The organism is Sphingopyxis sp. HIX (assembly GCF_001468285.1).
GTDB lineage: Bacteria > Pseudomonadota > Alphaproteobacteria > Sphingomonadales > Sphingomonadaceae > Sphingopyxis.
Window position 1 is genome coordinate 99,643 of record NZ_LNSB01000003.1, and the last position, 25,735, is coordinate 125,377.

Consider the following 25,735-nt stretch of genomic DNA (forward strand, 5'->3'; position numbering starts at 1 on the left):
CCCCTGCCCCATTCGGGCTTTTGAGCATCTCTAGCCGCCGCATATCGCCGCGCAAGCCTTCTTGGCGTAGCGCCATTCCGGTGGCAGACTGGGGTCCATGCAGTTCATCGACCTCTCGATCCCGATCACCAACGACGTCGTCTCCGACCCGCCGGTGATGCGCCCGCAGATCACCTACATGACCCACGAAAATACGTGGCAGCAGATCGCGATGTTCTTTCCCGGCCTCACGCAGGACGACCTGCCCGACGGCGAAGGCTGGGCGGTCGAGAGCCTGACATTGAGCACGCACAACGGCACGCATATGGACGCGCCCTGGCATTTCCATTCGACCACCGATAGCGGCGCGACCGCCGCGCCGAGCATCGACGAGGCGCCGCTCGACCTCTTCTTCCGGCCGGGGGTGAAGCTCGATTTCTCGGATCGGCCCGCGGGGCATGTCGTGAGCGCCGCGGAGGTCGAAGCCGAACTCGCGCGGATCGGGCATGAATTGCAGCCCTATGACATCGTGCTCGTCCAGTCGGGCGCACTCTATGGCACCGACAATTTCACCGACCAGGGCTGCGGCATGGGCGAGGAAGCGACGCTCTACCTGACCGAGCGCGGCGTGCAGGTCGTCGGCACCGACGCGTGGAGCTGGGACGCGCCGTTCAGCCACACCGCGAAGCGCTGGGCCGAGACGCGCGACCCGAAGATCATCTGGGAAGGCCATAAGGCGGGGCGCATCCGGCCCTATTACCAGATCGAAAAGCTGACCAATCTGGAAGCGCTACCCCCGACGGGATGGACGCTGAGCTGCTTCCCGGTGAAGATCGAACGCGCGAGCGCGGGGTGGATCCGGGCGGTGGCTTTGGTGGAGGATTGAAGGCGAGCGGCGGGTATCGGGCGGAAGGGGACATCCTAATCCTCCCTGTCGCGAAGCGATGGGGAGGGGGATCATGCGAAGCATGGTGGAGGGGTGACGGCCTTAGACCAAAGCTTGAGGCCTCGGCCCCTCCACCACCCTGCGGGTGGTCCCCCTCCCCACGGCTTCGCCGCAGGGAGGATTAGAAAGGTCCGCTCCTACCGCGCCGCGCCGCTACAAATTCACCGTCGCCAGCATCCACAGCGTCCACCCCGCCAGCGCCAGCAAGGTGATCCATGTCGCCGCGACGCCGATCTGGCGCGTCACCGGCGGTTTGCCCGGTTCGACCGGGGCGTGCAGCCCCGCGATATGCGCGATGCGGCCGATCAGGAACAGCGCGCCGAGCGCCATCAGCGCCATATGGTTCGCACGCGCGCTTTCGAGCAGGCCGAGCAGGATCACGACGATCGGCGCATGTTCGGCGAGGTTCCCGTGGCTGCGGCTCGCGGCGATCAGCTTGGCATCGCCATGATCGCCGAAGGCGGCGCTCAACCGCAGGCGTTGACGCACCGTCAGCATCGCGGTGAACAGCAACAGCAGCGCACAGACGGCGCCGACAAACGCGGTAACCGGTAAAGTCATATCCTTGCTCCCCCAATCTCCGCGCAGCCTAACCCGTCGTTCGTCGATTGCCACTGGCAAGTTGCACCCGGGCGATTATCGTCGCGGTAAAAGAAAATGTCCGGGGAGCGACATCGAATGACCATCGCCGAAGCGACGCCCGATTTCGAAGCCGAGCGCAACGACCGCGCCTTTCTGGGGCATCCCAAGGGGCTCGGCTATCTCGCCTTCGTCGAGGGATGCGAGCGCTTTTCCTATTATTCGATGCAGACGCTGCTCGTGCTCTACATGGTCAAATATCTGCTGCTGCCCGAAAATGCCGCGGGGGTGGTCGGGCTCGCGGCGCTGCGCGACTGGTATGGCGGGATCGACGGCCAGCCGCTCGCGTCGAAGATTTTCGGCGACTATACCTCGCTCGTCTACCTCACCCCGATCGCCGGCGGCTTGATCGCCGACCGCTGGCTCGGGCGGCGCACGACCCTGATCCTCGGCGGCATCTTCATGGCGGTCGGGCATTTCCTGATGGCGTTCGAGGGCGCCTTCCTCTTCGCACTGCTCGCGCTGATCGTCGGGGTCGGGCTGTTCAAGGGCAATATCGCGAGCCAGGTCGGCGAGCTTTACGGCCCCAACGACCTGCGCCGCGCGATGGCGTTCCAGATCTTCTACATCGCGATCAACGTCAGCGTGATCGTCGCGCCGCTGATTTCGGGAACGCTGGGCGAGAAGGTCGGCTGGCACTGGGGCTTCGGCACCGCGGGCGTGGTGATGGTCGCGGGGCTGATCCTCTACCTCTATGCCAAGCCCTGGCTGCCCGCCGAAAGTCGCGCGGAGCGCGCCGAAAAGGCCGCGGCGCCCAAGGAGCCGCTGACGCGCGACGACTGGACGCGCATCGTCGCCTTGCTCATCCTCGTCCCCGTGCTCGCGGTCGCGCTGCTCACCAACCAGGAGATCTTCAACGCCTATCTGGTCTGGGCCGATCAGCATTTCCAGCTGACCTTCTTCGGCACGACCCTGCCGACCAGCTATATGATCACGATCGACGCCGCGGCGAGTTTCGGCATGCTCGTCGCGGTCGCGGCCTTCTATGTCTGGTACGGCAAGCGCTTCAAGGAGCCCGATGAGCTCGGCAAGATGATCATCGGCAGCTTCTTCACCATCGCCGGCGGCCTCTGCCTCGTCATGGCCGCGGCAACGCAGGGCGACGGCAAGATCGGGCTGTTCTGGCCGCTGATGTTCCACCTATTCAACAGCATCGGCTTTGCGCACATCCTGCCGGTCAGCCTAGCGCTGTTCACCAAGGTCGCGCCGCGCGCGCTCAACGCGACGGTGGTCGGCATCTATTATCTCGCCTTCTTCGGCGCGAACAAGATCGTCGGTGAGGTCGGCGGCTGGTATTCGTCGATGCCGACGACCAGCTTCTGGCTCTTCCACGTCGCGACCGCCGTCGTCGGGCTGATCGCCTTCGTCCTGTTCAAGCTGCTGCTGGGCAAGCGGCTGGTCGCGGCCGCCTAGAACAAGCGCGACCCATTGGGCACCGCATGGTCGGGCGCGAAGAGGATCACCGCGCCCGCCTCGTCGGCGAAGCCCAGGGTCAGCACCTCGGACATGAACTTGCCGATCTGGCGCGGCGGGAAGTTCACCACCGCGGCGATCTGGCGCCCCGGCAGATCCTCGATCGCGTAGCGGTCGACGATCTGCGCGCTGCTCTTCTTCACCCCGATCGCGGGGCCGAAGTCGATCCGGAGCTTGAAGGCCGGCTTGCGCGCTTCGGGGAAGGGTTCGGCCTCGACGATCGTGCCGATGCGGATGTCGACCTTCAGGAAATCGTCGAAGGCGATTTCGGGTGCCGCGCCCGCGCCGGTGTCGTGATTGACGTGCATTCCAACACACTCCGTTCGCCCTGAGCCTGTCGAAGGGCCGTTCTTCTCTTCGACTGCCGTAGAAGGAAGGACGGTGCTTCGACAAGCTCAGCACGAACGGGTGCGGATTACTCCATCTCCAAAATCACCGCATCGACCGCCAGGCTGTCGCCCTGCGCCGCGTTGACGGTCTTCACCACGCCCGTCTTCTCGGCGCGAAGGATATTCTCCATCTTCATCGCCTCGACCGTCGCGAGCGGCTGGCCGGCCTCGACCTTGTCGCCCTCGCCGACGTGCAGCGCGACGAGCAGCCCCGGCATCGGGCAGATGAGGAATTTCGACAGGTCGGGCGGCACCTTCTCGATCATGTGCGACGCCAGCGGCGCGACGTGCCAGGGCAGCACGCGCACGTCGTGGATGCGCCCGCGCGTCGTCATCTTCCAGCCGGTGCGCGTTTTCGCGACCTTCACCGCCAGCTCGCTGTCGTCGATCTCGGCCACGACCAGCCGGTCGCCCGGCGTATATTCGAGCGCGATGTCGACCTTGTCGCCCTCGACCTTGATGTGCTTGCCGCCGACCTTGACCTTGTGCGGCGTGCCGTCGATCGTCACCTGCCATTTGGCGGGCGGGTCGAGCCGGTCGCCGAGCTGGCCGTCGGTGCGCCGTGCGCGGTCGGCCTCGGCCGAGGCCATGAAGCCCGCGATCGCCGCGAGCGCGCGCATCACGTCGGCGTCGGTCTCGGCGCCGTGGAAGCCCTCGGGATATTCCTCGGCGATGAAGCCGGTGGTGAGCTCGCCCGAGCGGAAGCGCGGGTGCTGCATGATTGCCGACAGGAAGTCGATATTGTGGCCGAGCCCCTCGAGCTCGAAGCGGTCGAGCGCCGCGACCTGCAGGTCGGCCGCCTCGTCGCGCGTCGCGCCCCAGGTGATCAGCTTGGCGATCATCGGGTCGTAGAAGATCGACACTTCGCCGCCTTCCTCGACCCCGGCATCGACGCGCACGCCACCGTCGCCGCGCTCGTCGCCCTCCCACGCCGGCACCGGGGTGCGATAGCGCACCAGCCGCCCGGTCGAGGGCAGGAAACCGCGATAGGGATCCTCGGCATAGACGCGGTTCTCGATCGCCCAGCCGTCCAGCTTGACGTCTTCCTGTTTGAGCTCGAGCTTTTCGCAGTAAGCGACGCGGATCATCTGCTCGACCAAGTCGATGCCGGTGATCGCCTCGGTCACCGGATGCTCGACCTGGAGCCGCGTGTTCATTTCGAGGAAGTAGAAGCTCTCGCCCGTCGGGTCGGCGCCCGACACGATCAGCTCGACCGTCCCCGCGCTGTAATAGCCGACCGCCTTCGCCAGCGCGACGCACTGCTCGCCCATCGCCTTGCGCATCTTGGGCGTGACGAAGGGCGACGGCGCTTCCTCGACCACCTTCTGGTGGCGGCGCTGGATGCTGCACTCGCGCTCGTTGAGGTAGAGGATATTGCCGTGCTGGTCGCCGAGGATCTGGATCTCGATATGGCGCGGATTGAGGATGAACTTTTCGATGAACACGCGGTCGTCGCCGAAGCTGTTGAGCCCCTCGCGCTTGACGCTCTCGAAGCCTTCGCGGACGTCCTGCTCGCTATAGGCCAGCCGCATGCCCTTGCCGCCGCCGCCGGCCGAGGCCTTCATCATCACCGGATAGCCGATCTCGTCCGAAATGCGCACCGCATGCTCGGTGTCGTCGATCTCGCCGACGAAGCCGGGGACGACGTTGACGCCCGCCTCCATCGCGAGCTTCTTCGACTCGATCTTGTCGCCCATCGCCGCGATCGCGCCCACCGGCGGGCCGATGAAGGCGATATTTTCCTTGGCGAGCGCCTCGGCGAAGCTGGTGCGTTCCGACAGGAAGCCATAGCCCGGATGCACCGCCTCGGCGCCCGTCGCCTTGCACGCCGCGATGATCTTGTCGGCGATCAGATAGGATTCGGCGGCTGGCGAGGCGCCGATATGCACCGCCTCGTCCGCCATCTGCACGAAGGGCGCGCGCGCGTCGGCGTCCGAATAGACGGCGACGGTGGCGATGCCCATGCGGCGCGCGGTCTTGATGACGCGGCAGGCGATTTCGCCGCGATTGGCGATCAGGATTTTCTTGAACATCAATATTCCTCGACAAGTGCCTTGAGTTGTTCGGTGCGTTCCTTGGCCAGCCGCGCCATGCAGCCGCTGTGCAGCATCGGCGCCATGCTCCCGCCGCGCGCGGCGAAGCTTTCGGAGAGGCACTGCTGGTCGCGAAACGTGATCCACGCGCGCTGCGCCGCGAGCAATGTCTCATAATGCGTCGGCTGGGTGTCGTAGCTGCGGTCGATATCCTTGTCGCGCGCCCTAAGCGCCGCGACGGTGAGCTTGTATTGCGCGTTGAGTTCGGCATCGGCGGCGTCATAATCCTTGCCGGCGCAGAAGTTCATCTCGACCTGGTACTGCGGGTTGTCGCAATCGACCTCGGGCTCCTGCGCCGCGGCGGCCAGCAGCATCAACGACATCAGCATCATTCGCCCGTCTCCTTCGGTCCCGCCTCGGCGCGATAGATTTTGGCGATCTGCCGCGCCCACAGGATGATCAGCGTCAGCGCGCCCAGCCACAGCAGGTTCTCGATCCACAAGGGCGAGCTTCCGCCGGCCTCGGTGCCCAGCCGCACCCCCTGCATCCGGTTCGCCGAATAGCCGCACGCGCAGGACGCGGGCAGCAGCAGCAGCGACGTCAACAGGGCAAGGAGCGGCTTGCGGGCCACTATTCCGCCGCTTCCGTCAGCATATCCTGGCGCATCGGCTCCTCGCTCACCATCGGCACGATGCCCAGCTTCGCGAACAGCGCCGCGTCGGCGCTGTCGCCGCGGTTGCCCGTGGTGAGCAATTTGTCGCCGGTGAAGATGCTGTTCGCGCCCGCCATGAAGCAGAGGGCCTGCGTCGCCTCCGACATGCTCTCGCGCCCCGCCGACAGGCGGACCATCGATAGCGGCATGGCGATGCGCGCGACCGCGACGGTGCGGACGAACTCGATCTCGTCGATCTGCGCCAGCGGCGTGTCGGCGAGCATGTCGCCGAGCACCGTGCCCTTCACCGGCACCAGCGCGTTGACCGGCACGCTTTCGGGATGGCGCGGCAAGGTCGCGAGCGCATGGATGAAACCGACGCGGTCGGCGCGCGTCTCGCCCATGCCGACGATGCCGCCCGAACAGACGTTGATGCCGGCGCTGCGCACTTCCTCGAGCGTATCGAGCCGGTCCTGGAAGGTCCGCGTGGAGATGATATTCTCGTAATTCTCGGGGCTCGTATCGATATTATGGTTGTAATAGTCGAGCCCCGCGACCGCGAGCGTCTGCGCCTGGTCCTTGCTCAGCATGCCGAGCGTCATGCAGGTTTCCATGCCCATCTGGCGCACGCCCTCGATCATCTCGACGATCGCGGGCATGTCGCGGTCCTTCGGATTGCGCCACGCGGCGCCCATGCAGAAACGCTGCGATCCCGCATCCTTCGCCTGCGCCGCCGCCTGCAACACCGCGCGCACGTCCATCAGCTTGGTGGCCTTCAATCCGCTGTCGGCGTGCTTCGACTGCGAGCAATAGCCGCAATCCTCGACGCAGCCGCCGGTCTTGATGCTGAGCAGCGTGCACAGCTGCACCTCGCCGCGGGCATGATGGCGGCGATGGACGCCCTGTGCCTCCCACATCAGCTCGTCGAACGGCAGGTCGAACAGCTCGGCGATTTCCTCGCGGGTCCAGTCGGTACGGGTCATCGATATTCTTTCAGCGGAGGGAGAGACAGGCGTGCCGACAGAAGGGCCGCCGAAGCGGCGCCTTCGTCCGGCGGTTTTTCTTTCGTCAGGCGCCGACGCGATAGGTCAGCGCGAGTTGGCGGGCCGGAACGGTCGGCCCGAAATAATAGGAGACGCTGTGCTTCTTGCCGTCCATCGACCATTCCCAGCGCATGCCGCCTTCATAGACGACGCGCACGGGGCGCAGGCCCAATTCCTTGCGCAGCCCCTTTTCGACGGCGTCGGCGACGGTCTCGCGGCCGCTTTCTTCCGCGCTCAGCGCGGCGTCGAAATCGCACTGGCCGGGGTCGGTGCGGGTGATGACGGTGCGCGCCGAGCGCCAGCGATCGTCGTCGGCCTTTTCATAACCGAAGCTGCTTTTCGACACATTATAGTCGAAGCGCTTGGGGTTCGGGAAAATCGACAGGCACAGGTCGTCGAATTCGGCGACCGCCGCTTCGAGGCCGGTCACGCCCAGCCCGCCCGGCTGATCGAGCGCCGCATTCGCGGGGCCGGCGGCCGCGAGCGGCACGGCTGCCACGGCCATTGCGACGAGAAATTGCCTTTTCATATCAAGCCTCCTCCATCACCGTCTGCCGGAAACCAGGTGGCGCGCCGGCATCGCGCCGAGGGTCATATCTTGCGGCGGAATCGCCCCGCCCGCAACGCCGTTGATCGCGGGGCTCACGCGGCATCCTCCAGCGGCGGCATATTGTGGCCGAGCAGGCGCAGCACATCGGCCGCGCACTCGACGACATTGGAGCCGGGGCCATAGATGCCCTGCACCCCGGCGTCGCGCAGATAGTCGTAATCCTGCGGCGGGATGACGCCGCCGGCGATGACCTTGATGTCGGTGCGGCCCGCTTCCTTGAGCTTGCCGATCAGCTCGGGAATCAGCGTCTTGTGCCCCGCCGCCAGGCTCGACGCGCCGACGACGTCGACTTGCGCTTCGAGCGCGAGCACCACCGTCTCCTCGGGGGTCTGGAACAGCGGGCCCGACACGACGTCGAAGCCCATGTCGCCGAAGGCCGAGGCGATGACGTTCGCGCCGCGATCATGGCCGTCCTGCCCCATCTTGGCGACGAGCAATTTCGGCTTGCGCCCCATGCGGCGCTCGACCGCCGCGACGCCGTCGAGCACCTGCTGCCAGCGTGCATCGCCCTCATAGGGCGCGGCATAGACGCCCTTCACCGGGGTCGGCTGGGTGCCATAGCGGTCGAAGCTTTCCTCCATCGCCGACGAGATTTCGCCGAGCGTCGCGCGCGCACGTGCCGCTTCCACCGCATGGGCGAGGAGGTTGTTCTCGATCGACTGTTCGCCCGCCGCGGCATCACGCAGCGCCTTCAGCGCCGCCTGGCACGCGGCCTCGTCGCGGCCCGCCTTGGTCTTGTTGATCCGCGCGATCTGCGCCTCTCGGACCTTCGTGTTATCGACCTCGAGCGTTTCGAGCAAATCCTCGTTGGCGAGGCGATATTTGTTCACACCGACGATCACATCGTCGCCGCGGTCGACGCGTGCCTGCCGCGCGGCGGCGGCGGTTTCGATCATCGCCTTGGGCCAGCCGGCGGCGACGGCCTTCGCCATGCCGCCTTCCTTCTCAACGCGGGCGATGATCTCCCACGCCTTGTCGACCAGTTCCTGCGTCAGCGCCTCGACATAGTATGAGCCGCCGAGCGGGTCGACGACCTTGGTCATCCCGGTTTCTTCCTGGATGACGATCTGGGTGTTGCGCGCGATGCGCGCCGAGAAATCGGTCGGCAGCGCGATCGCCTCGTCGAGCGCGTTGGTGTGGAGGCTCTGCGTGCCGCCGAGCATCGCCGCCATTGCCTCGATCGTCGTGCGCATGACGTTGTTGTACGGGTCCTGCTCGGTGAGCGAGACACCCGACGTCTGGCAGTGGGTGCGCAGCATCTTCGACCGCTCGTCCTTCGCGCCGAGATTGGTCATCACGCGGTGCCACAGGACGCGCGCGGCGCGCAGCTTGGCGATCTCCATGAAGAAGTTCATGCCGATCGCGAAGAAGAAGCTCAGGCGCCCCGCGAACTTGTCGATGTCGAGCCCGCTGGCGACGCCGTAGCGCACATATTCGGCGCCATCGGCGATCGTGAAGGCCAGCTCCTGCACCTGCGTCGCGCCGGCTTCCTGCATATGATAGCCGGAGATCGAGATGCTGTTGAACTTGGGCATCTCGCGGCTGGTGTAGCCGAAGATGTCCGAGATGATCCGCATGCTCGGCTCGGGCGGGTAGATATAGGTGTTGCGGACCATGAACTCCTTCAGGATGTCGTTCTGGATGGTCCCGTCGAGCAATTTGCGCTCGACCCCCTGCTCCTCGCCCGCGACGATGAAAAAGGCGAGGATGGGGATCACCGCACCGTTCATCGTCATGCTGACCGACATCTGGTCGAGCGGGATGCCGTCGAACAATATCTTCATATCCTCGACGCTGTCGATCGCGACCCCCGCCTTGCCGACGTCGCCGACGACGCGCACATGGTCGCTATCATAGCCGCGGTGCGTCGCGAGGTCGAAAGCGACCGACAGCCCCTTCTGCCCCGCGGCAAGGTTGCGGCGATAGAAGGCGTTCGATTCCTCGGCGGTCGAGAAACCCGCATATTGCCGGATCGTCCACGGCCGCCCCGCATACATCGACGCCCGCACCCCGCGCGTGAAGGGCGCAAAGCCGGGCAGGCCGGGGTCCTCGCGCACGTCGTCGGCCGTATAGAGCGGCTTGACGTCGATCCCCTCGGGCGTCGCCCAGGTGAGGTCTTTGCCCTTCACTTCCTTGTCGGCGGCGGTCGCCCATTGGTCGAGGGTGGGTTTGTCGGTCATGGTCTTTGCTTTCAGGCCTGCGCGCTGGGCCGGGCCGACATGCGGTCGTGCCAGGCGCGCAGATGGATTAGGTCTTCGGGGAGCGGGATGCCGATGAAGGCGGCAAAATCGACAGTGGTGAGAAGCAGGATATCGGCCATGCTATACGCCTCGCCCGCAAGCCAGGGCGACTGGCCGAGCGCGGCATCGCACATTGCAAAGGCGTCGAGCGCGCGCGGGCGATTGGTCTCGCCATAATCGGGAAAGCGCTGGATCGGCAGGCGCGCGGTAAAGGGATGGGTGTGCACCCACACCTTGCCGATCGGCTCCATCAGCACCAGTTCGATGCGGCGAATCCACATTTCGATCGCGCCGATCTCGGCCGGGGTCATCCCGAACAGCGGCGCATCCGGATGCAGCGCCTCGAGATAGCGGCAGATCGCGACGCTCTCGGTCAGCACCGATCCGTCGTCGAGCTTCAGCGCCGGCGTCTGGCCGCGCGGATTGATCGCGAGAAAGGCGGGCGCCTTATGCTCGCCAGCGACGATCGAGATCGTCTCGCTCGGCAGGTCGATGCCCTTCTCCGCCGCGAAGATGCGGACGCGGCGCGGATTGGGCGCGGGATTGGGGCTGTCGTAGAAGATCATCAATGATCGCCCTTCGGCGTCTCCATGATCTCGGTCAGCACCCCGCCCATATCCTTGGGGTGCAGGAAGAAGATCAACGTCCCATGCGCCCCGATGCGAGGCTCGCCGAGCACGCGCTTGCCCAGCGCTTCGAACTCCGCCTTGGCGGCGTGGATGTCGGGCACTTCGTAGCACATGTGATGCTGGCCTCCTGCGGGGTTCTTCTGCAGGAAACCCGCGATCGATTCATTGCCCGGCAGTGGCTCGATCAGCTCGATCTGTGTGCCGTTCAGCGCGCCGTCGGCGCCGGGCGTATCGACGAAGCACACTTTGACGCCCTGCTCGGGCAGGTCGAAGGGGTCGTGGATCTTCGTCGCGCCCATCACGTCGCGGTAGAAGACGATGCTGTCGGCGATCGACGGCGTCGCGACGCCGATGTGGTTCAAACGTCCCAGTTTCATAAGGCCCTCGATATCCATCCAAAGGTGATCGCGATCCCGATCGCGACAAAAACCAGCGCCAGCACCGCAACGAACTGCGTACCGTGCACCGCGAACGCGAAACCCACCGGATTGGCCTCGCGCGTCAGCCCGCGGCCCATGCCGCGATCGATCACCCCCGCCTGCCCCCAATGGCGCGCCATCATCCACGCGCTGCGCGCGACGACCCAGGCGCCGAGCGTCCAGCACATAGAAATCGCGGCCCAGAGAAATTCCATCGCCTTCGCCTCAGCAGCCCGAACCCTCACTCACAACGGAATATTATCGTGCTTCTTCCAGGGGTTCTCCAGGCTCTTGTTCCGCAGCTTCCGCAAGCCCACCGCGATCCGCTTGCGGGTCGAGTGCGGGTAGATCACCTCATCGATGTAGCCGCGCGACGCCGCCACGAACGGATTGGCGAAGCGGTCCTCATATTCCTTGGTGCGCTCGGCGATCTTTTCGGGATCGCCGATGTCCTTGCGGAAGATGATCTCGACCGCGCCCTTCGCACCCATCACCGCGATCTCGGCGGTCGGCCAGGCATAGTTCAGATCGCCGCGCAGATGCTTCGACGCCATCACGTCATAGGCGCCGCCATAGGCCTTGCGCGTGATCACCGTGATCTTGGGCACCGTCGCCTCGGCATAAGCGAAGAGCAGTTTCGCGCCATGCTTGATGATGCCGTTATATTCCTGCGCGGTGCCGGGCAGGAAGCCGGGGACGTCGACGAAGGTGACGATCGGGATTTCGAACGCATCGCAGAAGCGCACGAAACGCGCGGCCTTCTTCGACGAATTGATGTCGAGCACCCCCGCGAGCACCAGCGGCTGGTTCGCGACGATACCGATCGAGCGCCCTTCGATGCGCCCGAAGCCGCAGATGATATTGCCCGCATGCGCCGGCTGCACCTCGAAGAAATCGCCCTCGTCGACGGTCTTCCGGATCAGCTCGTGCATGTCGTAGGGCTGATTAGCATTGGGCGGGATCAGCGTATCGAGGCTGTCCTCGGCGCGGTCGTATGGATCGCTCGTCGGGCGCACCGGCACCCCGCTGCGGTTGTTTTCGGGCAGATAATCGAAGAAATCGCGTGCCGCGAGCAAAGTCTCGATGTCATTCTCGAACGCCAGGTCGGCGACCGAACTCTTGGTCGTGTGCGTGATCGCGCCGCCGAGTTGCTCCTGCGTCACCACCTCGTTGGTGACCGTCTTGACCACATCGGGGCCGGTCACGAACATGTACGAGCTGTCCTTCACCATGAAGATGAAGTCGGTCATCGCGGGCGAGTAGACCGCGCCGCCCGCGCAGGGGCCCATGATCAGGCTGATCTGCGGCACGACGCCCGAGGCGAGCACGTTGCGCTGGAACACCTCAGCATAGCCGCCCAAGGACGCCACACCCTCCTGGATGCGCGCGCCGCCGCTGTCGTTCAGGCCGATGACGGGGGCGCCGACCTGCATCGCCTTGTCCATGATCTTGCAGATCTTCTCCGCGTGGCGCTTCGACAGCGCGCCGCCGAAGACGGTGAAATCCTGGCTGAAGACATAGACGAGGCGGCCGTTGATCGTGCCCGATCCGGTGACGACGCCGTCGCCCGGAATCTTCTGGTCCTGCATGCCGAAATCGACGCAGTCATGCTCGACATAGGCGTCGAGTTCCTCGAACGACCCCTCGTCGAGCAACACGTCGAGCCGCTCGCGCGCGGTCAGCTTGCCCTTGCTGTGCTGCGCCTCGATGCGCTTTTCCCCACCGCCCAGGCGGGCGGCGGCGCGGCGGGCTTCCATTTCGGCGATATTGGCGGACATGCGGCTCTCCGGTTTTCTGGAGACTGCCGTCTGCGCCGCGGCGCGTCCGGATGCAAATGCGAATTTGCAAAGTTGCAAAGTCATGGTTTGCAAAGTAGCATTGCACCATGCAGCCAACCCGACTCTACGCTGGGCGGCAACTTCGCAAAGTTCGTGAAAGCCGCGCGATCCGCCAGGCCGACTTTGCCGCGCAGCTCGGCATCTCGGCATCGTACCTCAGCCAGATCGAACACGACGACCGTCCGCTGACCCCCGCCCTCCTTGACCGGCTGCAAAAGCTCTTCCCGCTCGAATGGGAGGAAGTCGCCGCCGAAACCGGCGACCGCCGCGCCGGCGCGCTGCGCGAGGCGGCCGCCGATCCGCTCTTCGCGGCCGCCCCTCTGCCCCCCGAACAGCTCGAACGCGCGGCGCTCCAGCAGCCGCAGCTCGCCGACCAGTTCGTCGCGCTCCACGCCGCCTATCGCCGCGCGGGCCAGCGGCTGCAGATCATCGACGAGGCGCTGACCGGCGGCACCGCCGAGGGCAGCCGCCTGCCGTGGGAGGAGGTGCGCGACTGGTTCCACGACGCGGGCAATTATGTCGACAGCATCGACCGCGCCGCCGAGACGCTCGCGGGCCAGCTGCGCGGCAAGGATCCGTCGCCCGCGATCGAGACGATCGAGCGGCGGCTGCGCGACGCGCTCGGCATTTCGATCGTCTACAACCAGACGCAGGCGCTGCGCGACTATGACGCGACGATGCGCCATCTGGTGATCGACCCGTCGCAGCCCGCCGAAAGCCGCCGCTTCCAGCTCGCGCACCAGCTCGCCGCGCTCGCGCTGGCGAACGAGATCGCCGCGGTGGTCGAGGCGTCGCCGCTGCGCACCGCGGCGGCGCGGCAATTGCTCCACGTCGGGCTCGCCAATTACGCCGCGGGCGCGGTGCTGATGCCCTATGCCCCGTTCCGCGCCAGCGCGCGCGCGGTGCGCCACGACATCGACCGGCTGCGCCTGAACTATGGCGTGAGCTTCGAACAGGCGTGCCATCGGCTCTCGACGCTCCAGCGCCCCGGCGCGCGCGGCATCCCGATGTTCTTCTGCCGCGTCGACATGGCGGGCAACATCACCAAGCGGCACTCGGCGACGCGGCTGCAATTCGCGCGCTTCGGCGGCGCCTGCCCCTTGTGGATCGTCCACGAAGCGGCGGCGATCCCCGACCGCATCCTGTTCCAGCTCGCCGAGACCCCCGATGGCCTGCGTTATGTGTCGATGGCGAAGGGGTTGGTGAAACCCTCGGGCAGCTACGCCCGCTCGCCCCGCCGCTATGCCGTCGCGCTGGGGTGCGAGGCGCAATATGCCGCCGATTTCGTCTATGCCGACGGGGTCGATGTCGGTGCGCCGCAGGCGGCGACGCGCATCGGATCGTCGTGCCGCATCTGCCCGCGCGACGATTGCGACCAGCGCGCCTTCCCGCCGAGCGACCGGCCGATCCTGGTCGATCCGGACCGCCGCGACGTGGTGCCCTACCGGATCGGCTAGCCGGCGATCACCAGTTCTTCGTCGAGGAAATCGAGAAACGCCCGGATACGCGCAGCCGCACGATCCTCGGCCGCATAGAGCGCGTGGATATCCTCGCCGTCGCCGGGGTGGTAATCGGCGAGCAGTTCGACGAGCCGGCCCGCCGCAAGGTCGGCGGCGACGTGGAACTGCCCATGGCGCGAAATCCCGCCGCCCGCGACCGCCATCTGGCGCACGAGGTCGCCCGAATTGCCGAAGAAGCTGCCGGGCACCGGCCGGTGCGCGACGCGGCCGCCGATCAGGAAGGGCCAGCTGTCGATCGAGCGGCGGAAGCTGAAGCGCAGGCAGTCGTGGGTGTCGAGGTCGTCGGGCGTCCGCGGCGTCCCGCGCCGCGCGAGATAGGCGGGGCTGGCGACGAGCACCATGCGGCTGTGCCCGAGCTTCTTGGCGCGCAGGCTGGTGTCGCGCAGCGGGCCGATGCGGATCGCGATATCGGCGCGCTCCTCGACCAGATCAACGACCGTATCGGACAGCGCGAGGTCGAGAGTGATCTCCGGATAGCGCGCGGTGAACTTCGGCAGGATCGGCAGCAAGGGCACGCCGATCGACGGCGAGGCGTTGACGCGCAGCAGCCCGCGGGGCCCCTGTTTCTCGCGCCCGAGGCCTTCTTCGACCGTCTCGATCTCGGCGAGCAGCACGCTCATCCGGTCGCGATAGGCGGTCCCCTCGATGGTCAGCGCGAGCGAGCGCGTCGTGCGGCGGAACAGGATCGTACCGAGCCTCTGCTCGAGCCGCGCCACGCTGCGGCTGACCGCCGAGGGGGTTAGGCGCAGCGCCTTGGCTGCCGCCGCGAAGCTGCCGCCGCTCGCCACCGCGAGGAAGGTCTCGATATCGCCGAACCGATTGTCCATCGCCATTCCTGATTTTGAATCACCACTGAAGTGATGAATGACATTCTAATCAACAATGGACCGCGGCGCTATCTTGCATTCATCAAATGGCTTCCATCCAAGGAGACGCATCATGGACCTGAAACTCAACGGCAAGACCGCCCTCGTCACCGGATCGACCGCCGGCATCGGCTTCGCGATCGCCAAGCGCCTCGCCGAGGCGGGCGTCGCGGTCGTCATCACGGGTCGCAACCAGGCGAAGCTCGACGAAGCCGCCGCCGAGCTGGCGCAGGCGGGCACGATCCGCGCGGTGCTCGCCGATCCCGCGACCGCCGAGGGCGCCGCGGCGCTGATCGCCGCGGTCCCCGAAGTCGATATCCTCATCAACAACCTCGGCATCTACGAAGCCAAGCCCTTCGCCGAGATCAGCGACGCCGACTGGCACCATATCTTCGAGGTCAATGTGGTGAGCGGCGCCCGGCTGTCGCGGCATTATTTCCCCAAGATGCTCGAGAAGAACTGGGGCCGCGTGATCTTCATCGCGAGCGAGAGCGGGCTGCTGCCGCCGGCCGAGATGATCCATTACGGCATGACCAAGACTGCGCAGCTGACCATCGCGCGCGGACTCGCCGAGCAGACCAAGGGCACGGGCGTGACGGTCAATTCGGTGCTGCCGGGGCCGACGCGCTCGGAGGGCATCGTCGACTTCATCCAGTCGGTGGTGTCGAACCCCGATGCGCCCGAGGCCGAACGCGAAGCGACCTTCTTCGAGGAACTGCGCCCGCTGTCGCTGATCCGCCGCCTGATCGACGCCGACGAGATCGGCGCGACGGTAGCGTTCCTCGCGAGCCCGCTGGCCGCGGCGACCAACGGCGCCGCGATCCGCGCCGAGGGCGGGATCGTGCCGACGATTGCGTAAAACTCTCCCCTCCCATTCATGGGAGGGGTCGGGGGAGGGCCTGTTAGGAAAGAGAGCAACGAAACATGCCCTCCCCTAGCCCCTCCCGCAAGCGGGAGGGGAACTAGACCTTCACGATCCCCCGCCCGATCAGATCCTGCGCCGTCGCGAGGATCGCTTCCTCGGGCGGGCGCATCGTCCAGCCGAGACGCTCCATCGCATGGCTGCTGTCGCCGCCGCGGACATTGCCGAGCTCGGCGACGACCTGCTTGAGTTCGGGGCGGACGAGCGCCATCAATTTCAGCAGCCAGTCGGGCATCTTCTTCGTCGGCACCTTGCGCGCCTGTTCGCCCAGATTGGCTTTCAGGATATTCGCGACGTCGATGAATTTCAGGAACGGCCCCGAGCAGACGAAGCGCTCGTCCCTGATCCCCTCGGCAGTCAGCGCGCGATAATGCATGTCGGCGACGTCGCGCACGTCGATGATGCCGAAGCCGACGTCGGGGCACATCGGCACCTTGCCCTCAAGCAGCTGTTTCACCACTTCGATCGAGGTCGAGAGGTCGTCCGACAGCAACGGCCCGAACACCGCCGCCGGATTGACCGACGCGAATTCCATCTCGCCGCCCTCGGCCGCGACCCAGTCGCGCGCGGCGCGCTCGGCGACGGTCTTCGAGCGCGGATAGGGCATGACCTCAGGGTTGGCGAGATTGCTCCAGTCGGCCTCGTTGTAGAGATCGCGGCCCTTGCCATGGCCATAAGCGATGGCGGCCATCGACGAGGTGAGCACGAAGCGTTTCACCCCGGCGGCGCGGGCAAATCGCAGCGCGCGTAAGGCGCCTTCGCGCGCCGGAATCACCAGATCGTCGGCGTGCTTGGGCACATCGAGCGGAAAGGGCGACGCGACATGCGCGACATGGCTGCAGCCCGCGATCGCCTCGGCCCAGCCGGCGTCATGTTCGAGGTCGGCGGCAAAGAAGCGCAGTTGGCTGTCATCGACTGCGAGCCAGCCGCGCACCTCCGCCTCGCGCTTCAGGCTGCGCACCGTGGTGTGGACGCGCCAGCCGTTTTCGATCAGCTGCCGGATCAGGAAGCCCGCGATATAGCCGCTGCCTCCGGTGACCAATACCGTGCCCGCCATGCGCCCCTCCCTTGCCTGTTATGGCGGCGAAAGTAGCGCATTTGCGTTGCAGCTCGAAACGCTATTTCAGCAGCACCAGTTCCTCGGCCATGCTGGGGTGCAGCGCGACGGTGTTGTCGAAATCGGCCTTGGTCAGCCCCGCCTTCACCGCGATCGCCGCGGCCTGCAAAATCTCGGGCGCGTCGGGGCCGATCATGTGCAGCCCGACGACCTGGTCGGTCGCGGCGTTGACGATCATCTTGTAGAGCGCGCGCTCGTTGCGGCCCGCGAGGACATTCTTCATCGCGCGGAAATCGCTGGTGTAGACGCGGATGCTGCCCAGTTGCCCACGCGCCTGGGCCTCGGTCATGCCGACCGCGCCGATCGGCGGGTGACTGAACACCGCGCTCGGGACATTCTGATAGTCGACCACGGTCGGCTTGCCGCCGAACACCGAGTCCGCGAAGGCCTGCCCCTCGCGGATCGCCACCGGCGTGAGCTGGATCCGGTTGGTGACGTCGCCGACGGCATAGATGCTCGGCACCGACGACTGGTTGGTCTCGTCGACCTTGATCGCGCCATGCTCGTCGAGTTCGACCCCGACCTCCGCAAGCCCGATGCCCTTGGTGTTCGGCGTGCGCCCAGCGGCAACGAGCACCGCGTCGGCTATGATCGGGTCGCAGCCTTCGAGCATCACGGTCAGCGTGCCGTCGTCGTTCTTCGTGATCGACTGGAAGGGCGCGTTGAACTTGAAATCGATGCCCTTGGTCATCGAAATCTGCAGCAGGCGGTCGCGGATCTGTTCGTCGTAACCGCGCAGGATGGTGTCGCCGCGATTGACGATCGTCACCTTGCTGCCGAACTCGTTGAAGATGCCGGCGAATTCGTTGGCGATATAGCCGCCGCCCGCGATCACGACGCGCTTGGGCAGCGTTTCGAGGTGGAAAACCTCGTTCGAGGTGATCGCATGCTCGCTGCCCGGAAACTCGGGGACGTGCGGCCAGCCGCCGGTCGCGACCAGAATGCGCTCGGCGGTCAGCTCGGTGCCGTCGGCGAGCCGCACCTTCTGCGGTCCGACGATCGTCGCGCGCGTCTTGAACACCTCGACCTTGTGGTTGCCCAGCGTCTGGCCATAGAGGCCCTCCAGCCGGTCGACTTCTGCCAGAACATTGTCGCGCAGCACGTCCCAGTTGAAGCGGCACTCGGGCACGTCCCAGCCGAACTGGCGCGCGTCGTGGAGATCCTCGGCGAAATGCGCGCCGTAGACGAGCAGCTTCTTGGGTACGCAGCCGCGGATCACGCAGGTGCCGCCGACCCGATACTCCTCCGCCACCGCGACGCGCGCGCCGTGCGAGGCCGCGATGCGCGACGCGCGCACGCCGCCCGACCCGGCGCCGATGACGAAGAGATCATAGTCGAAATCGCTCATGAGGAACCCCTGAATGGATCGGCTGCTGTTCGCAGCGGCCGCCTATGTGGTTACGCCGCGGCGGCTTGCCAATCGAATTTTGCACTCAGGGACAGCGAGCGGGTCTCACTCGCCGAGCGCCGCCGCCATCAGTGCCTGCGTCGCGGCGTCGAACTCGACCGTGCCTTCGGCGAGGCCCTTGGCCATTTCCTTGCCCAGCTCGACCCCGAACTGGTCGAAGGGGTTGATGCCGAGCAGCACCGCATTGGCGAAGACGCGGTGTTCGTAGAAGGCGATCAGCGCGCCCAGGCTGCGCGGGGTTACCTGATCGAGCAGGATCGTCGTCGACGGCCGGTCGCCGGGATAATGGCGCGCGCCGTCCTCGCTCGCCCGCCCCGCCATCAGCGCCGCGCCCTGCGCGATGCAGTTCGCGACCAGCGTTTCGTGATGCGCCTCGTCGAGCAGATGGTCGGGCTCGCGCGCGACGACGAATTCGACCGGGGTCAGATGCGTGCCCTGGTGGAGCAACTGGAACACCGCATGCTGCGCATCGGTGCCGACCCCGCCCCAAGTGATCGCCGCGCTCGCCCGGCCGAGCGGCGCGCCGCCCAGCGTCACCGACTTGCCGTTCGATTCCATCTCGAGCTGCTGGAGATAGGCGGGCAGCAGCCGCAGCCGTTCGTCATAGGCGAAGACCGCGCGCGTCTGGCAGCCGAGGCGGTTGGTGTAGAGCTGGTCGGCGAAGGCCGCGAGCAGCGCGATATTGTCGGCACCGTCGGCGAGGCGGAAATGGCGGTCCATCTCGGCCGCGCCCTCGAGCATGTCGGCGAAGGCGTCCCAGCCGAGCGCGAGCGCCGCGGGAAAGCCGATCGACGACCAGAGCGAATAGCGCCCGCCCACACTCTCGGCGAAAGGCAGGATGCGCGTCTCGTCGACGCCCCACTCCATCGCGCGCTCGGGCATCGCGGTCAGCGCGATGACGCGGCCATAGGGATCGGGCACGCCGGCCTCTTCGAGCCATTGCAGCGCCGAGGCGGCGTTGAGCAGGGTCTCGGTCGTGGTGAAGGTCTTCGACGCGACCGCGACCAACGTGCAGGCGGGGTCGAACTTGGCGAAAGCTTCTGCCAGCGCCGCGCCGTCGACGTTCGACACCACGGCGACGTCATAGCGCGACCCGTGACGGCCGAGCGCGTCGACGAGCAGGTCGGGGCCGAGCGCCGAGCCGCCGATGCCGATGTGGAGCAGATGGCGGATCTCGCCGAAAGCCCCCGCCTCGATCGCGTCGATCATCATCCGCATGCGCTGGTGAAAGGCCTGCGCGCGGTGGACCGATTCGGGCGCACCGTCGCCGCGTTCGGCGCTATGTTCGGCCGCGCGCCCCTCGGTCGGATTGGCGATACCGCCCGCGAACAAGGTCTTGCGGCGGCCCGCAAAATCCTGTGCCTTGGCGAGGTCCGTCAGGATGCCGACCGCCGCGGTATCGAGATGCGTCTTGGCGAAGTCGAAGCGGATGTCGGCGACATTACGCACCAGCGCCTGCAGCCGCGCCTCGGGATCGGCGGCGACGAGGCCGGTCAGCGTCTGCGGCTGCCAGCCGGCGAGCGCCTGCCAGGCTTGGTCGGCGGTGGTCATGTCGGAGCTCCCTTGCGGACGGATCAGGCGGCTTTCTCTAGGCGCGCCGCCGCCCGCGCGCCAGTGCGATCCGCCGATATTTGCTTGCGCGCAGACCTATTCACCGCCAAATGCCGCGGATGACCGATGCCAGCCTGACCGCCGATACGCCGCCCGCCGCGGGCCCGGCGACGCCCACCCCCGCGCCCGCTCCGATGAGTGCCAAGGAAGAGGCGATCGACACCGTCCGCTTTCTCGCCTGGCTGGCGATCGCGGTGATCGTCTTCCGCAGCTTTTTCCTGTCGCCCTTCAACATTCCTTCGGAATCGATGCAGCCGCGGCTGCTGATCGGCGACTATCTGCTCGTCAACAAAATGGCCTATGGCTATTCGAAATACAGCCTGCCGTTCAGCGTGCCGCTGATCCCCGGGCGGATTTTCGCCAAGACCCCCGAGCGCGGCGACGTCGTCGTGTTCAAGGCGCCCCCGGTCAACGACAATGACTATATCAAGCGCGTCATCGGCCTGCCCGGCGACACGGTGCAGGTGATCGACGGCATCGTGTGGCTCAACGGCAAGCCGCTGCCGCGCGAGGCGATGCCCGATCTGGTGATCCCGGTGACCCCGAACATGCTCGAGGCCGCCCGCGACGAATATCGCCGCCAGGGCTTGCCCGTGCCCGCCGATGCGGACCTCCGCCCCTGTTACCAGAGCGTGTTCGAGGAGGTCGCTGCCGACGGCCAGCGCCAGTGCCGCTACAAGCGCTTCAAGGAAACGCTGCCGAACGGCAAAAGCTATGCGATCCTCGACATCACCACCATCGCCGAGGACAATACGACGCTGAAGACCGTGCCCGAGGGCCATCTGTTCCTGATGGGCGACAACCGCGACCGCAGCGCCGACAGCCGTTTCCCCGCGATGGAAAACCAGGGCATCGGCCTCGTCCCCGAAGAAAATCTGGTCGGCAAGGCGCTGGTCGGCATGTTCTCGACCGACGGTTCTGCGAGCTGGATCAACCCGATCAGCTGGTTCACCGCGGCGCGCTGGAGCCGCATCGGGGATGGCTTTTGACCGAACGGCCGTCCGCCGACACGATCGCAGCCCTCACTGGTGCCGCCCCGCACGACCTCGCCCTCTATCATGAGGCGCTGACCCACGGCAGCAGCGGTGCGGGTGACTATCAGCGACTCGAATTCCTCGGCGACCGTGTGCTCGGCCTCGTGATCGCGTCCGAACTTTTCCGGCGCTTCCCGAAGGCGGCCGAAGGCGAGCTTTCGTCGCGGCTGCACGCGCTCGCCTCGGGCGAGACCTGCGCCAAGATCGCCCAGGGGCTCGATCTCAACGCGCACGTCCGCTTCGGCACGCAGGCGATCGGCGACGGCGGGCGTTACAGCGACAATATCGCCGCCGACGTGCTCGAAGCGCTGATCGGCGCCTTGTGGCTCGACCGCGGCGAAGACGCCGCGCGCGCCTTCATCGTCGCCAAATGGGGCGCGATGATCGACGGCCAGGTCGCGGCGCCCAAGCATCCCAAGGCGGCGCTCCAGGAATGGGCCGCGGCGAAAGGCCGCAAGCCTCCCGAATATCGCCTGATCCGCCGCGACGGCCCCGACCACGCCCCGCGCTTCCGCGTCGGCGTGACCGTCGGCAAGCTCGCCGAGGCCGAGGGCGAAGGCGCGTCGAAGCAGGCCGCCGAAAAGGCGGCGGCGACCGCCATGCTCGAAATATTGACACAGGAAGACAAGATATGACCCAGCGCTGCGGTTTCGTGGCGGTCGTCGGCGCGCCGAACGCCGGCAAATCGACCCTCGTCAACGCGCTCGTCGGCCAGAAGGTCGCGATCGTCAGCCCCAAGGCGCAGACGACGCGCACCCGCCTGATGGGCGTCGCGATGGCGGACGAGGCACAGATCGTGCTGATCGACACGCCCGGCATCTTCGCCCCCACCCGCCGCCTCGACCGCGCGATGGTCGCCGCTGCCTGGGGCAGCCTCGAGGAAGCCGAGGCGATCCTCGTGATGGTCGACGCCGCCGCGAAGCTCAGCGGGCGCGTCGAGCGCGTGCTTGAAGGCATCGCGAACCGCCCCGAGAAGAAATATCTGATCCTCAACAAGGTCGACCTGACCAAGAAGGACAAGCTCCTGACCATCGCGACCGAGCTCAATGCCAAGGTCGCGTTCGACGAGACCTTCTTCATCGCGGCGAGCAGCGGCGACGGCGTGCCCGATCTCAAGGCGCATCTCGCCAAGCTGATGCCTGAGGGGCCGTGGCATTTCCCCGAGGACGAGGTCAGCGACGCCCCCGAGCGCATGCTCGCGGCCGAGATTACCCGCGAACAGCTCTATCGTCAGCTCCACGAGGAGCTGCCGTACCAGTCGACCGTCGAGACCGAGCTGTTCAAGACGCGCCCCGACGGCAGCGCCGAAATCCACCAGCAGATTTTCGTTGCGCGCGACAACCAGCGCGCGATCGTGCTCGGCAAGGGCGGTAGCCGGATCAAGGAAATCGGCGCCCGCGCGCGCGCCGAGCTGACCGAGTTGATGGGGCGCAAGGTCCACTTGTTCCTGCACGTCAAGGTCAAGGAAAATTGGGACGAGGACCGCGGCGTCTATCGCGACATGGGGCTCGACTGGGTCGACTGAGGGGAGATGTTCATGCACCGGCCGCCATCGATCATCTGGTTCGAGCGCTTTTTCTGGGGGTCGATCCTGATCGGATTTCTCTCCGCAGGTTTTGCCTGGAACGACATCGCGCGCGAAATCGAGAGCGACGCGGTGAGTTCGACGACAGGGATCGTTTTTCTGGCGTTCATTTTCGCCATAACTATCGGGATTTCGATCGCCTTCTGGTATTTCATCGCGCGGCGCGGAAGCAATATCGCGAAATGGATCTACACCGTGTGGATGGGCCTCGGCAGCCTGTGGACGCTCGTCACCCTCTTCGAACCCACCGCCGTTCGCGGCGCCGCGCTCGCTGCATCGCTGATTTCCACCCTGTTGACCCTCGCATCGATCGCATGCCTGTTTCGCGCCGATGCAGTCGCTTGGCTGACGGGCAAGGCCCCGGTCGATCCGGGAATCTTCGAATAGCTGCCAGGCGGGTCAGATCCGCCGGCAATCGTCGGGCGGGGACTGCCCATCGAAGCGCGCGCCGATCCAGCTCAGCGTCTCGCCGACGCTGTCCTTCGCGCTTGCGCCATGTTCGGTGCCGCGCATCTCGATCCAGCGGACTTTGGTGCGGTTGCGGCACACCGATTTGGCGAATTTGCGCGTCACCGCGGGCGCGACGATCGTGTCCCTGTCGCCCTGCGCGATCAGCAGCGGCCCCGGCACGCGCGCGGGGTCGACGCTGTTGGCGCGCGCGAGCGACTTCCACGGCTCGATCTGGCCGATATCCTTGGTCCGCGTCGCGCGCGCGACCGTCAGGATTCCCAGGATCGTGCCGAGTTTCGGCTTCTTTTCCAGGCTGACGCAATTATTCTCGGCCAGCCGGTGGATGATACCCGCATTGGTCTTGTTGGCGATCCCGTCCATCGAATAGCCGTAGAGCGTCGACCAGCTGTGGAGCGCGAAGGAGAGCAAGAGCGCGCGCGCATTCTTGTCGCTGCCCTCGCGGAGGTTCGCGGCGAGATCGGTCGGCGGCGCGGCGGCGGCGGCGCCCACCAAGGTCAGGTCGGGCGCATAGCGCCGCGCGTTGGTCGCGGTCCATAATGCGGCGTGGCCGCCCTGCGACTCGCCCCAGACTGCAAAGCTGCTCCCCGCCGCCGCGCCGACGATGCCGCGCGCCGCGCGCACGCCGTCGAGCACCGCGTGCGAGGTGTCGTCGCCGATCAGGAAGGGGTGCATCGTCGGATTGCCGAGCCCGATATAGTCGGGCGCAACGACGACATAGCCCTGCCGCACCGCCGGCTCGACCCCCGCCGAGGCCGGGAAGAAGTTGGCGCTGAGCGATGGCGCGCATTTCTCGGCGACGCCCCACGCGCCGTGCGTCCAGGCGATCACGCGGCGCGGGCGCGGCGGCACCGCCTCCATCGGCGCGGCGACGAGCCCGGTGACGCGCAGCGGCGCGCCGCTGCCGTTCGTCGTCCAATATTGGATGCGCCACGCCTGCACCCCCGGCGGCGCATCGGGCAGCGGATCCGCGGCGATCAGGCTGCCCGCCTGTTGCGCCTGGGCCGCGGTGGGCGCGGCGATGGCAAGGGCCAGCAGAAGCAGCAAATGGCGCATCGGACACCTCCCTGTCGGCGCATCCTAACATGAGTCGTGCGCAGCGCATATGGCAGGCTGCGCCGCCTTCTCGTCAGTATAGTGCGCCTAAAACCGCGATTGTATCCGCATTATTATGCACGACATGAATAATGGACAAAATATCTTTGAAAAATCTCGAAATATCCACCTGACTTTTTGGCAAGCCATGATAGTCTCCGCGCCATTCAAGGGGGAGACAAGCCATGACGCCGAAAGATTCCGGACCCGTTCCCGTGCCGCCGTCCGAAGTGCTGATCAAGCTGCCGCAGGACCAATATTGCCACGCCGAGGCGCCGACCGAATGGTGGTGGCACACCGGCACGCTCGTCGCCGGCGACCGCGCCTTCGGCTTCGAGATCAACGCCGCGAGCTTCGCGCCCGCCGCCTTCTCCGAGGTGATGCTGACCGACGTTGCCAACCAGCGCCACTACCAGAAGACCGCGCCGCAGACGCCGGGCGCCTGGGCCGAGACCGACCCGAGCAAGGACTGGTACGTCAAGCTCGGCAATCCCGAGCTCGAGCACGACTGGATCTGGATGACCGCGCCGCAGGCCGATCCCAGCAACATGACGGTGAAGGCGCAGCTTCAGGACGAAGCCACGGGCACGATCATCCTCTTCGACCTCGTCATGGCGCAGCAGGGCCCGCCGCTGATCGTCTGGGGCACCGGCTGCAACCCGACCCCGCCCAACGACGGCGGGTCGGTGACCGCGAACAATTATTACTACAGCTTCACCCGGCTGCAGGCGTCGGGCACGATCGCGATCGGCGACGAGGTGTTCGAGGTCACCGGCCAGACTTGGATGGACCATGAATATGGGCTGTTCGGGTCGTCGACAGAGCCGGTGCTGTGGTATCTGCAGGATATGCAACTCGATAACGGCGTGCACATCTCGCACTATATGACGCTGACCGGGGACAATCCGCCGCAGGCCGGGCAGTCCTATCCGTCGAACGCAACGATCCAGTTCCCCGACGGCACGACCTATTTTGTCCGCGACTGCACGATGACGCCGGGGACGCGGACGTGGACCGCACCGAACGGGCAGCTCTTCTTCCTCGACTTCCAGGTCGAGATTCCCGATTTCGGCGCGTCGATCGCGGTGACGACCCCGGTCGATGATCAGGCGTTCCTCGCCTACGGCGCCTATGTCTACGAGGGGCTCGCAACCGCGAGCGGGACGTTCGACGGCCAGCAGGTCAGCGGGACGGCGTGGAACGAGCAGCGGCCGTAGGC

General features: G+C 66.3%; 26 protein-coding genes. 9 read left to right on the forward strand and 17 right to left on the reverse strand.

Annotation, left to right across the window (positions count from 1 at the left end; genetic code table 11):
• Nucleotides 1-97: 97 nt before the first annotated feature.
• Nucleotides 98-865: a cyclase family protein gene (locus ATE62_RS02705; protein WP_058807615.1), complete on the forward strand. Its 768-nt coding sequence runs from the start codon at nucleotides 98-100 to the stop codon at nucleotides 863-865.
• A 213-nt stretch (nucleotides 866-1,078) separates the two neighbouring features.
• On the opposite strand, the gene ATE62_RS02710 is transcribed toward ATE62_RS02705, so the two are convergent.
• On the reverse strand, nucleotides 1,079-1,486 hold the full coding sequence (locus ATE62_RS02710) for an MAPEG family protein (RefSeq protein WP_058807616.1): 408 nt from the start codon (nucleotides 1,484-1,486) through the stop codon (nucleotides 1,079-1,081).
• A gap of 117 nt (nucleotides 1,487-1,603) precedes the next feature.
• On the opposite strand from ATE62_RS02710, the gene ATE62_RS02715 reads away from it, so the two are divergent.
• Complete coding sequence (locus ATE62_RS02715) at nucleotides 1,604-2,977, forward strand: peptide MFS transporter (protein WP_058807617.1); 1,374 nt, start codon at nucleotides 1,604-1,606, stop codon at nucleotides 2,975-2,977.
• Here the strand turns inward: ATE62_RS02715 and ATE62_RS02720 are convergent.
• The 11 genes from ATE62_RS02720 to ATE62_RS02770 all read right to left on the reverse strand — a co-directional run bounded on the left by ATE62_RS02720 (nucleotide 2,974) and on the right by ATE62_RS02770 (nucleotide 12,830).
• Complete coding sequence (locus ATE62_RS02720) at nucleotides 2,974-3,345, reverse strand: tRNA-binding protein (protein ID WP_058807618.1); 372 nt, start codon at nucleotides 3,343-3,345, stop codon at nucleotides 2,974-2,976. The genes ATE62_RS02715 and ATE62_RS02720 overlap by 4 nt on opposite strands.
• 107 nt (nucleotides 3,346-3,452) lie before the next feature.
• Nucleotides 3,453-5,459 (reverse strand): acetyl-CoA carboxylase biotin carboxylase subunit, encoded by a 2,007-nt coding sequence (locus ATE62_RS02725; RefSeq protein WP_058807619.1) that lies wholly within the window; start codon nucleotides 5,457-5,459, stop codon nucleotides 3,453-3,455.
• The gene (locus ATE62_RS02730; RefSeq protein ID WP_058807620.1) at nucleotides 5,459-5,851 is read right to left on the reverse strand and encodes a lysozyme inhibitor LprI family protein; all 393 of its coding nucleotides are present in this window, start codon (nucleotides 5,849-5,851) and stop codon (nucleotides 5,459-5,461) included. The genes ATE62_RS02725 and ATE62_RS02730 overlap by 1 nt, the downstream gene beginning before the upstream one ends.
• A complete protein-coding gene (locus ATE62_RS02735) occupies nucleotides 5,848-6,090 on the reverse strand; it encodes a hypothetical protein (RefSeq protein ID WP_058807621.1) in 243 nt (80 codons plus the stop codon). Before ATE62_RS02735 ends, ATE62_RS02730 begins: the two co-directional genes overlap by 4 nt.
• The gene (bioB, locus tag ATE62_RS02740) at nucleotides 6,090-7,094 is read right to left on the reverse strand and encodes a biotin synthase BioB (RefSeq protein WP_058807622.1); all 1,005 of its coding nucleotides are present in this window, start codon (nucleotides 7,092-7,094) and stop codon (nucleotides 6,090-6,092) included. Before bioB ends, ATE62_RS02735 begins: the two co-directional genes overlap by 1 nt.
• An 85-nt stretch (nucleotides 7,095-7,179) precedes the next feature.
• Nucleotides 7,180-7,683, reverse strand: a complete 504-nt coding sequence (locus ATE62_RS02745; protein WP_156420496.1) for a hypothetical protein — start codon at nucleotides 7,681-7,683, stop codon at nucleotides 7,180-7,182.
• A gap of 113 nt (nucleotides 7,684-7,796) precedes the next feature.
• Nucleotides 7,797-9,944 (reverse strand): methylmalonyl-CoA mutase, encoded by a 2,148-nt coding sequence (gene scpA / locus ATE62_RS02750; protein ID WP_058807624.1) that lies wholly within the window; start codon nucleotides 9,942-9,944, stop codon nucleotides 7,797-7,799.
• Nucleotides 9,945-9,955: 11 nt separating this feature from the next.
• Nucleotides 9,956-10,570, reverse strand: a complete 615-nt coding sequence (locus ATE62_RS02755; RefSeq protein ID WP_058807625.1) for a glutathione S-transferase family protein — start codon at nucleotides 10,568-10,570, stop codon at nucleotides 9,956-9,958.
• Entirely contained in the window at nucleotides 10,570-11,010 is a 441-nt protein-coding gene (gene mce / locus ATE62_RS02760; protein ID WP_058807626.1) for a methylmalonyl-CoA epimerase, read from the reverse strand. Before mce ends, ATE62_RS02755 begins: the two co-directional genes overlap by 1 nt.
• Complete coding sequence (locus ATE62_RS02765) at nucleotides 11,007-11,267, reverse strand: hypothetical protein (RefSeq protein WP_058818417.1); 261 nt, start codon at nucleotides 11,265-11,267, stop codon at nucleotides 11,007-11,009. Before ATE62_RS02765 ends, mce begins: the two co-directional genes overlap by 4 nt.
• Before the next feature lie 30 nt (nucleotides 11,268-11,297).
• A complete protein-coding gene (locus ATE62_RS02770; RefSeq protein ID WP_058807628.1) occupies nucleotides 11,298-12,830 on the reverse strand; it encodes an acyl-CoA carboxylase subunit beta in 1,533 nt (510 codons plus the stop codon).
• Nucleotides 12,831-12,937: 107 nt separating this feature from the next.
• Between ATE62_RS02770 and ATE62_RS02775 the strand changes: the two genes are divergently transcribed.
• On the forward strand, nucleotides 12,938-14,347 hold the full coding sequence (locus ATE62_RS02775; RefSeq protein ID WP_058807629.1) for a helix-turn-helix domain-containing protein: 1,410 nt from the start codon (nucleotides 12,938-12,940) through the stop codon (nucleotides 14,345-14,347).
• On the opposite strand, the gene ATE62_RS02780 is transcribed toward ATE62_RS02775, so the two are convergent.
• Nucleotides 14,344-15,237, reverse strand: coding sequence for a LysR family transcriptional regulator (locus ATE62_RS02780; protein WP_058807675.1), 894 nt, complete (start codon nucleotides 15,235-15,237; stop codon nucleotides 14,344-14,346). The two genes, ATE62_RS02775 and ATE62_RS02780, sit on opposite strands and share 4 nt — an antisense overlap.
• Before the next feature lie 112 nt (nucleotides 15,238-15,349).
• Between ATE62_RS02780 and ATE62_RS02785 the strand changes: the two genes are divergently transcribed.
• Nucleotides 15,350-16,135, forward strand: coding sequence for an SDR family NAD(P)-dependent oxidoreductase (locus tag ATE62_RS02785; RefSeq protein WP_058807630.1), 786 nt, complete (start codon nucleotides 15,350-15,352; stop codon nucleotides 16,133-16,135).
• Between the two features lie 103 nt (nucleotides 16,136-16,238).
• Here ATE62_RS02785 and ATE62_RS02790 read toward each other — a convergent pair whose 3' ends face one another.
• The 3 genes from ATE62_RS02790 to pgi form a co-directional block, all read right to left on the reverse strand.
• Nucleotides 16,239-17,255, reverse strand: coding sequence for an NAD-dependent epimerase/dehydratase family protein (locus tag ATE62_RS02790; RefSeq protein ID WP_058807631.1), 1,017 nt, complete (start codon nucleotides 17,253-17,255; stop codon nucleotides 16,239-16,241).
• Between the two features lie 61 nt (nucleotides 17,256-17,316).
• Complete coding sequence (gene gor, locus ATE62_RS02795; protein WP_058807632.1) at nucleotides 17,317-18,663, reverse strand: glutathione-disulfide reductase; 1,347 nt, start codon at nucleotides 18,661-18,663, stop codon at nucleotides 17,317-17,319.
• A 105-nt stretch (nucleotides 18,664-18,768) separates the two neighbouring features.
• Entirely contained in the window at nucleotides 18,769-20,274 is a 1,506-nt protein-coding gene (gene pgi, locus ATE62_RS02800; protein WP_058807633.1) for a glucose-6-phosphate isomerase, read from the reverse strand.
• A gap of 194 nt (nucleotides 20,275-20,468) precedes the next feature.
• Between pgi and lepB the strand changes: the two genes are divergently transcribed.
• The 4 genes from lepB to ATE62_RS02820 are packed head-to-tail and all read left to right on the forward strand — an operon-like array spanning nucleotide 20,469 to nucleotide 23,340.
• Complete coding sequence (gene lepB / locus ATE62_RS02805) at nucleotides 20,469-21,323, forward strand: signal peptidase I (RefSeq protein WP_058807676.1); 855 nt, start codon at nucleotides 20,469-20,471, stop codon at nucleotides 21,321-21,323.
• Nucleotides 21,320-22,003, forward strand: coding sequence for a ribonuclease III (gene rnc / locus ATE62_RS02810; protein ID WP_058807634.1), 684 nt, complete (start codon nucleotides 21,320-21,322; stop codon nucleotides 22,001-22,003). The genes lepB and rnc overlap by 4 nt, the downstream gene beginning before the upstream one ends.
• Nucleotides 22,000-22,893, forward strand: a complete 894-nt coding sequence (era, locus tag ATE62_RS02815) for a GTPase Era (RefSeq protein ID WP_058807635.1) — start codon at nucleotides 22,000-22,002, stop codon at nucleotides 22,891-22,893. The genes rnc and era overlap by 4 nt, the downstream gene beginning before the upstream one ends.
• A 12-nt stretch (nucleotides 22,894-22,905) precedes the next feature.
• Nucleotides 22,906-23,340, forward strand: a complete 435-nt coding sequence (locus tag ATE62_RS02820) for a hypothetical protein (RefSeq protein ID WP_058818418.1) — start codon at nucleotides 22,906-22,908, stop codon at nucleotides 23,338-23,340.
• Nucleotides 23,341-23,352: 12 nt separating this feature from the next.
• On the opposite strand, the gene ATE62_RS02825 is transcribed toward ATE62_RS02820, so the two are convergent.
• Complete coding sequence (locus ATE62_RS02825; RefSeq protein WP_058807637.1) at nucleotides 23,353-24,477, reverse strand: alpha/beta fold hydrolase; 1,125 nt, start codon at nucleotides 24,475-24,477, stop codon at nucleotides 23,353-23,355.
• A 224-nt stretch (nucleotides 24,478-24,701) separates the two neighbouring features.
• On the opposite strand from ATE62_RS02825, the gene ATE62_RS02830 reads away from it, so the two are divergent.
• Nucleotides 24,702-25,733 carry a lipocalin-like domain-containing protein gene (locus ATE62_RS02830; RefSeq protein WP_058818419.1) on the forward strand — a complete coding sequence of 344 codons (1,032 nt, stop codon included), beginning with the start codon at nucleotides 24,702-24,704 and terminating at the stop codon, nucleotides 25,731-25,733.
• Nucleotides 25,734-25,735 lie beyond the last annotated feature (2 nt).

What these genes read in the sequence shown, in the direction of transcription:
- scpA (WP_058807624.1), bottom strand. Translation starts at nt 9,944, where the DNA reads ATGACCGACAAACCCACCCTCGACCAATGGGCGACCGCCGCCGACAAG.
- ATE62_RS02790 (WP_058807631.1), bottom strand. Translation starts at nt 17,255, where the DNA reads ATGGCGGGCACGGTATTGGTCACCGGAGGCAGCGGCTATATCGCGGGC.
- ATE62_RS02730 (WP_058807620.1), bottom strand. Translation starts at nt 5,851, where the DNA reads ATGATGCTGATGTCGTTGATGCTGCTGGCCGCCGCGGCGCAGGAGCCC.
- ATE62_RS02820 (WP_058818418.1), top strand. Translation starts at nt 22,906, where the DNA reads ATGCACCGGCCGCCATCGATCATCTGGTTCGAGCGCTTTTTCTGGGGG.
- mce (WP_058807626.1), bottom strand. Translation starts at nt 11,010, where the DNA reads ATGAAACTGGGACGTTTGAACCACATCGGCGTCGCGACGCCGTCGATC.
- ATE62_RS02770 (WP_058807628.1), bottom strand. Translation starts at nt 12,830, where the DNA reads ATGTCCGCCAATATCGCCGAAATGGAAGCCCGCCGCGCCGCCGCCCGC.
- pgi (WP_058807633.1), bottom strand. Translation starts at nt 20,274, where the DNA reads ATGACCACCGCCGACCAAGCCTGGCAGGCGCTCGCCGGCTGGCAGCCG.
- bioB (WP_058807622.1), bottom strand. Translation starts at nt 7,094, where the DNA reads ATGACCCGTACCGACTGGACCCGCGAGGAAATCGCCGAGCTGTTCGAC.
- ATE62_RS02825 (WP_058807637.1), bottom strand. Translation starts at nt 24,477, where the DNA reads ATGCGCCATTTGCTGCTTCTGCTGGCCCTTGCCATCGCCGCGCCCACC.
- ATE62_RS02705 (WP_058807615.1), top strand. Translation starts at nt 98, where the DNA reads ATGCAGTTCATCGACCTCTCGATCCCGATCACCAACGACGTCGTCTCC.
- ATE62_RS02765 (WP_058818417.1), bottom strand. Translation starts at nt 11,267, where the DNA reads ATGGAATTTCTCTGGGCCGCGATTTCTATGTGCTGGACGCTCGGCGCC.
- era (WP_058807635.1), top strand. Translation starts at nt 22,000, where the DNA reads ATGACCCAGCGCTGCGGTTTCGTGGCGGTCGTCGGCGCGCCGAACGCC.
- ATE62_RS02775 (WP_058807629.1), top strand. Translation starts at nt 12,938, where the DNA reads ATGCAGCCAACCCGACTCTACGCTGGGCGGCAACTTCGCAAAGTTCGT.
- ATE62_RS02745 (WP_156420496.1), bottom strand. Translation starts at nt 7,683, where the DNA reads ATGAAAAGGCAATTTCTCGTCGCAATGGCCGTGGCAGCCGTGCCGCTC.
- lepB (WP_058807676.1), top strand. Translation starts at nt 20,469, where the DNA reads ATGAGTGCCAAGGAAGAGGCGATCGACACCGTCCGCTTTCTCGCCTGG.
- ATE62_RS02830 (WP_058818419.1), top strand. Translation starts at nt 24,702, where the DNA reads ATGACGCCGAAAGATTCCGGACCCGTTCCCGTGCCGCCGTCCGAAGTG.
- ATE62_RS02720 (WP_058807618.1), bottom strand. Translation starts at nt 3,345, where the DNA reads ATGCACGTCAATCACGACACCGGCGCGGGCGCGGCACCCGAAATCGCC.
- ATE62_RS02725 (WP_058807619.1), bottom strand. Translation starts at nt 5,459, where the DNA reads ATGTTCAAGAAAATCCTGATCGCCAATCGCGGCGAAATCGCCTGCCGC.
- ATE62_RS02710 (WP_058807616.1), bottom strand. Translation starts at nt 1,486, where the DNA reads ATGACTTTACCGGTTACCGCGTTTGTCGGCGCCGTCTGTGCGCTGCTG.
- ATE62_RS02785 (WP_058807630.1), top strand. Translation starts at nt 15,350, where the DNA reads ATGGACCTGAAACTCAACGGCAAGACCGCCCTCGTCACCGGATCGACC.
- ATE62_RS02780 (WP_058807675.1), bottom strand. Translation starts at nt 15,237, where the DNA reads ATGGACAATCGGTTCGGCGATATCGAGACCTTCCTCGCGGTGGCGAGC.
- gor (WP_058807632.1), bottom strand. Translation starts at nt 18,663, where the DNA reads ATGAGCGATTTCGACTATGATCTCTTCGTCATCGGCGCCGGGTCGGGC.
- ATE62_RS02755 (WP_058807625.1), bottom strand. Translation starts at nt 10,570, where the DNA reads ATGATCTTCTACGACAGCCCCAATCCCGCGCCCAATCCGCGCCGCGTC.
- ATE62_RS02715 (WP_058807617.1), top strand. Translation starts at nt 1,604, where the DNA reads ATGACCATCGCCGAAGCGACGCCCGATTTCGAAGCCGAGCGCAACGAC.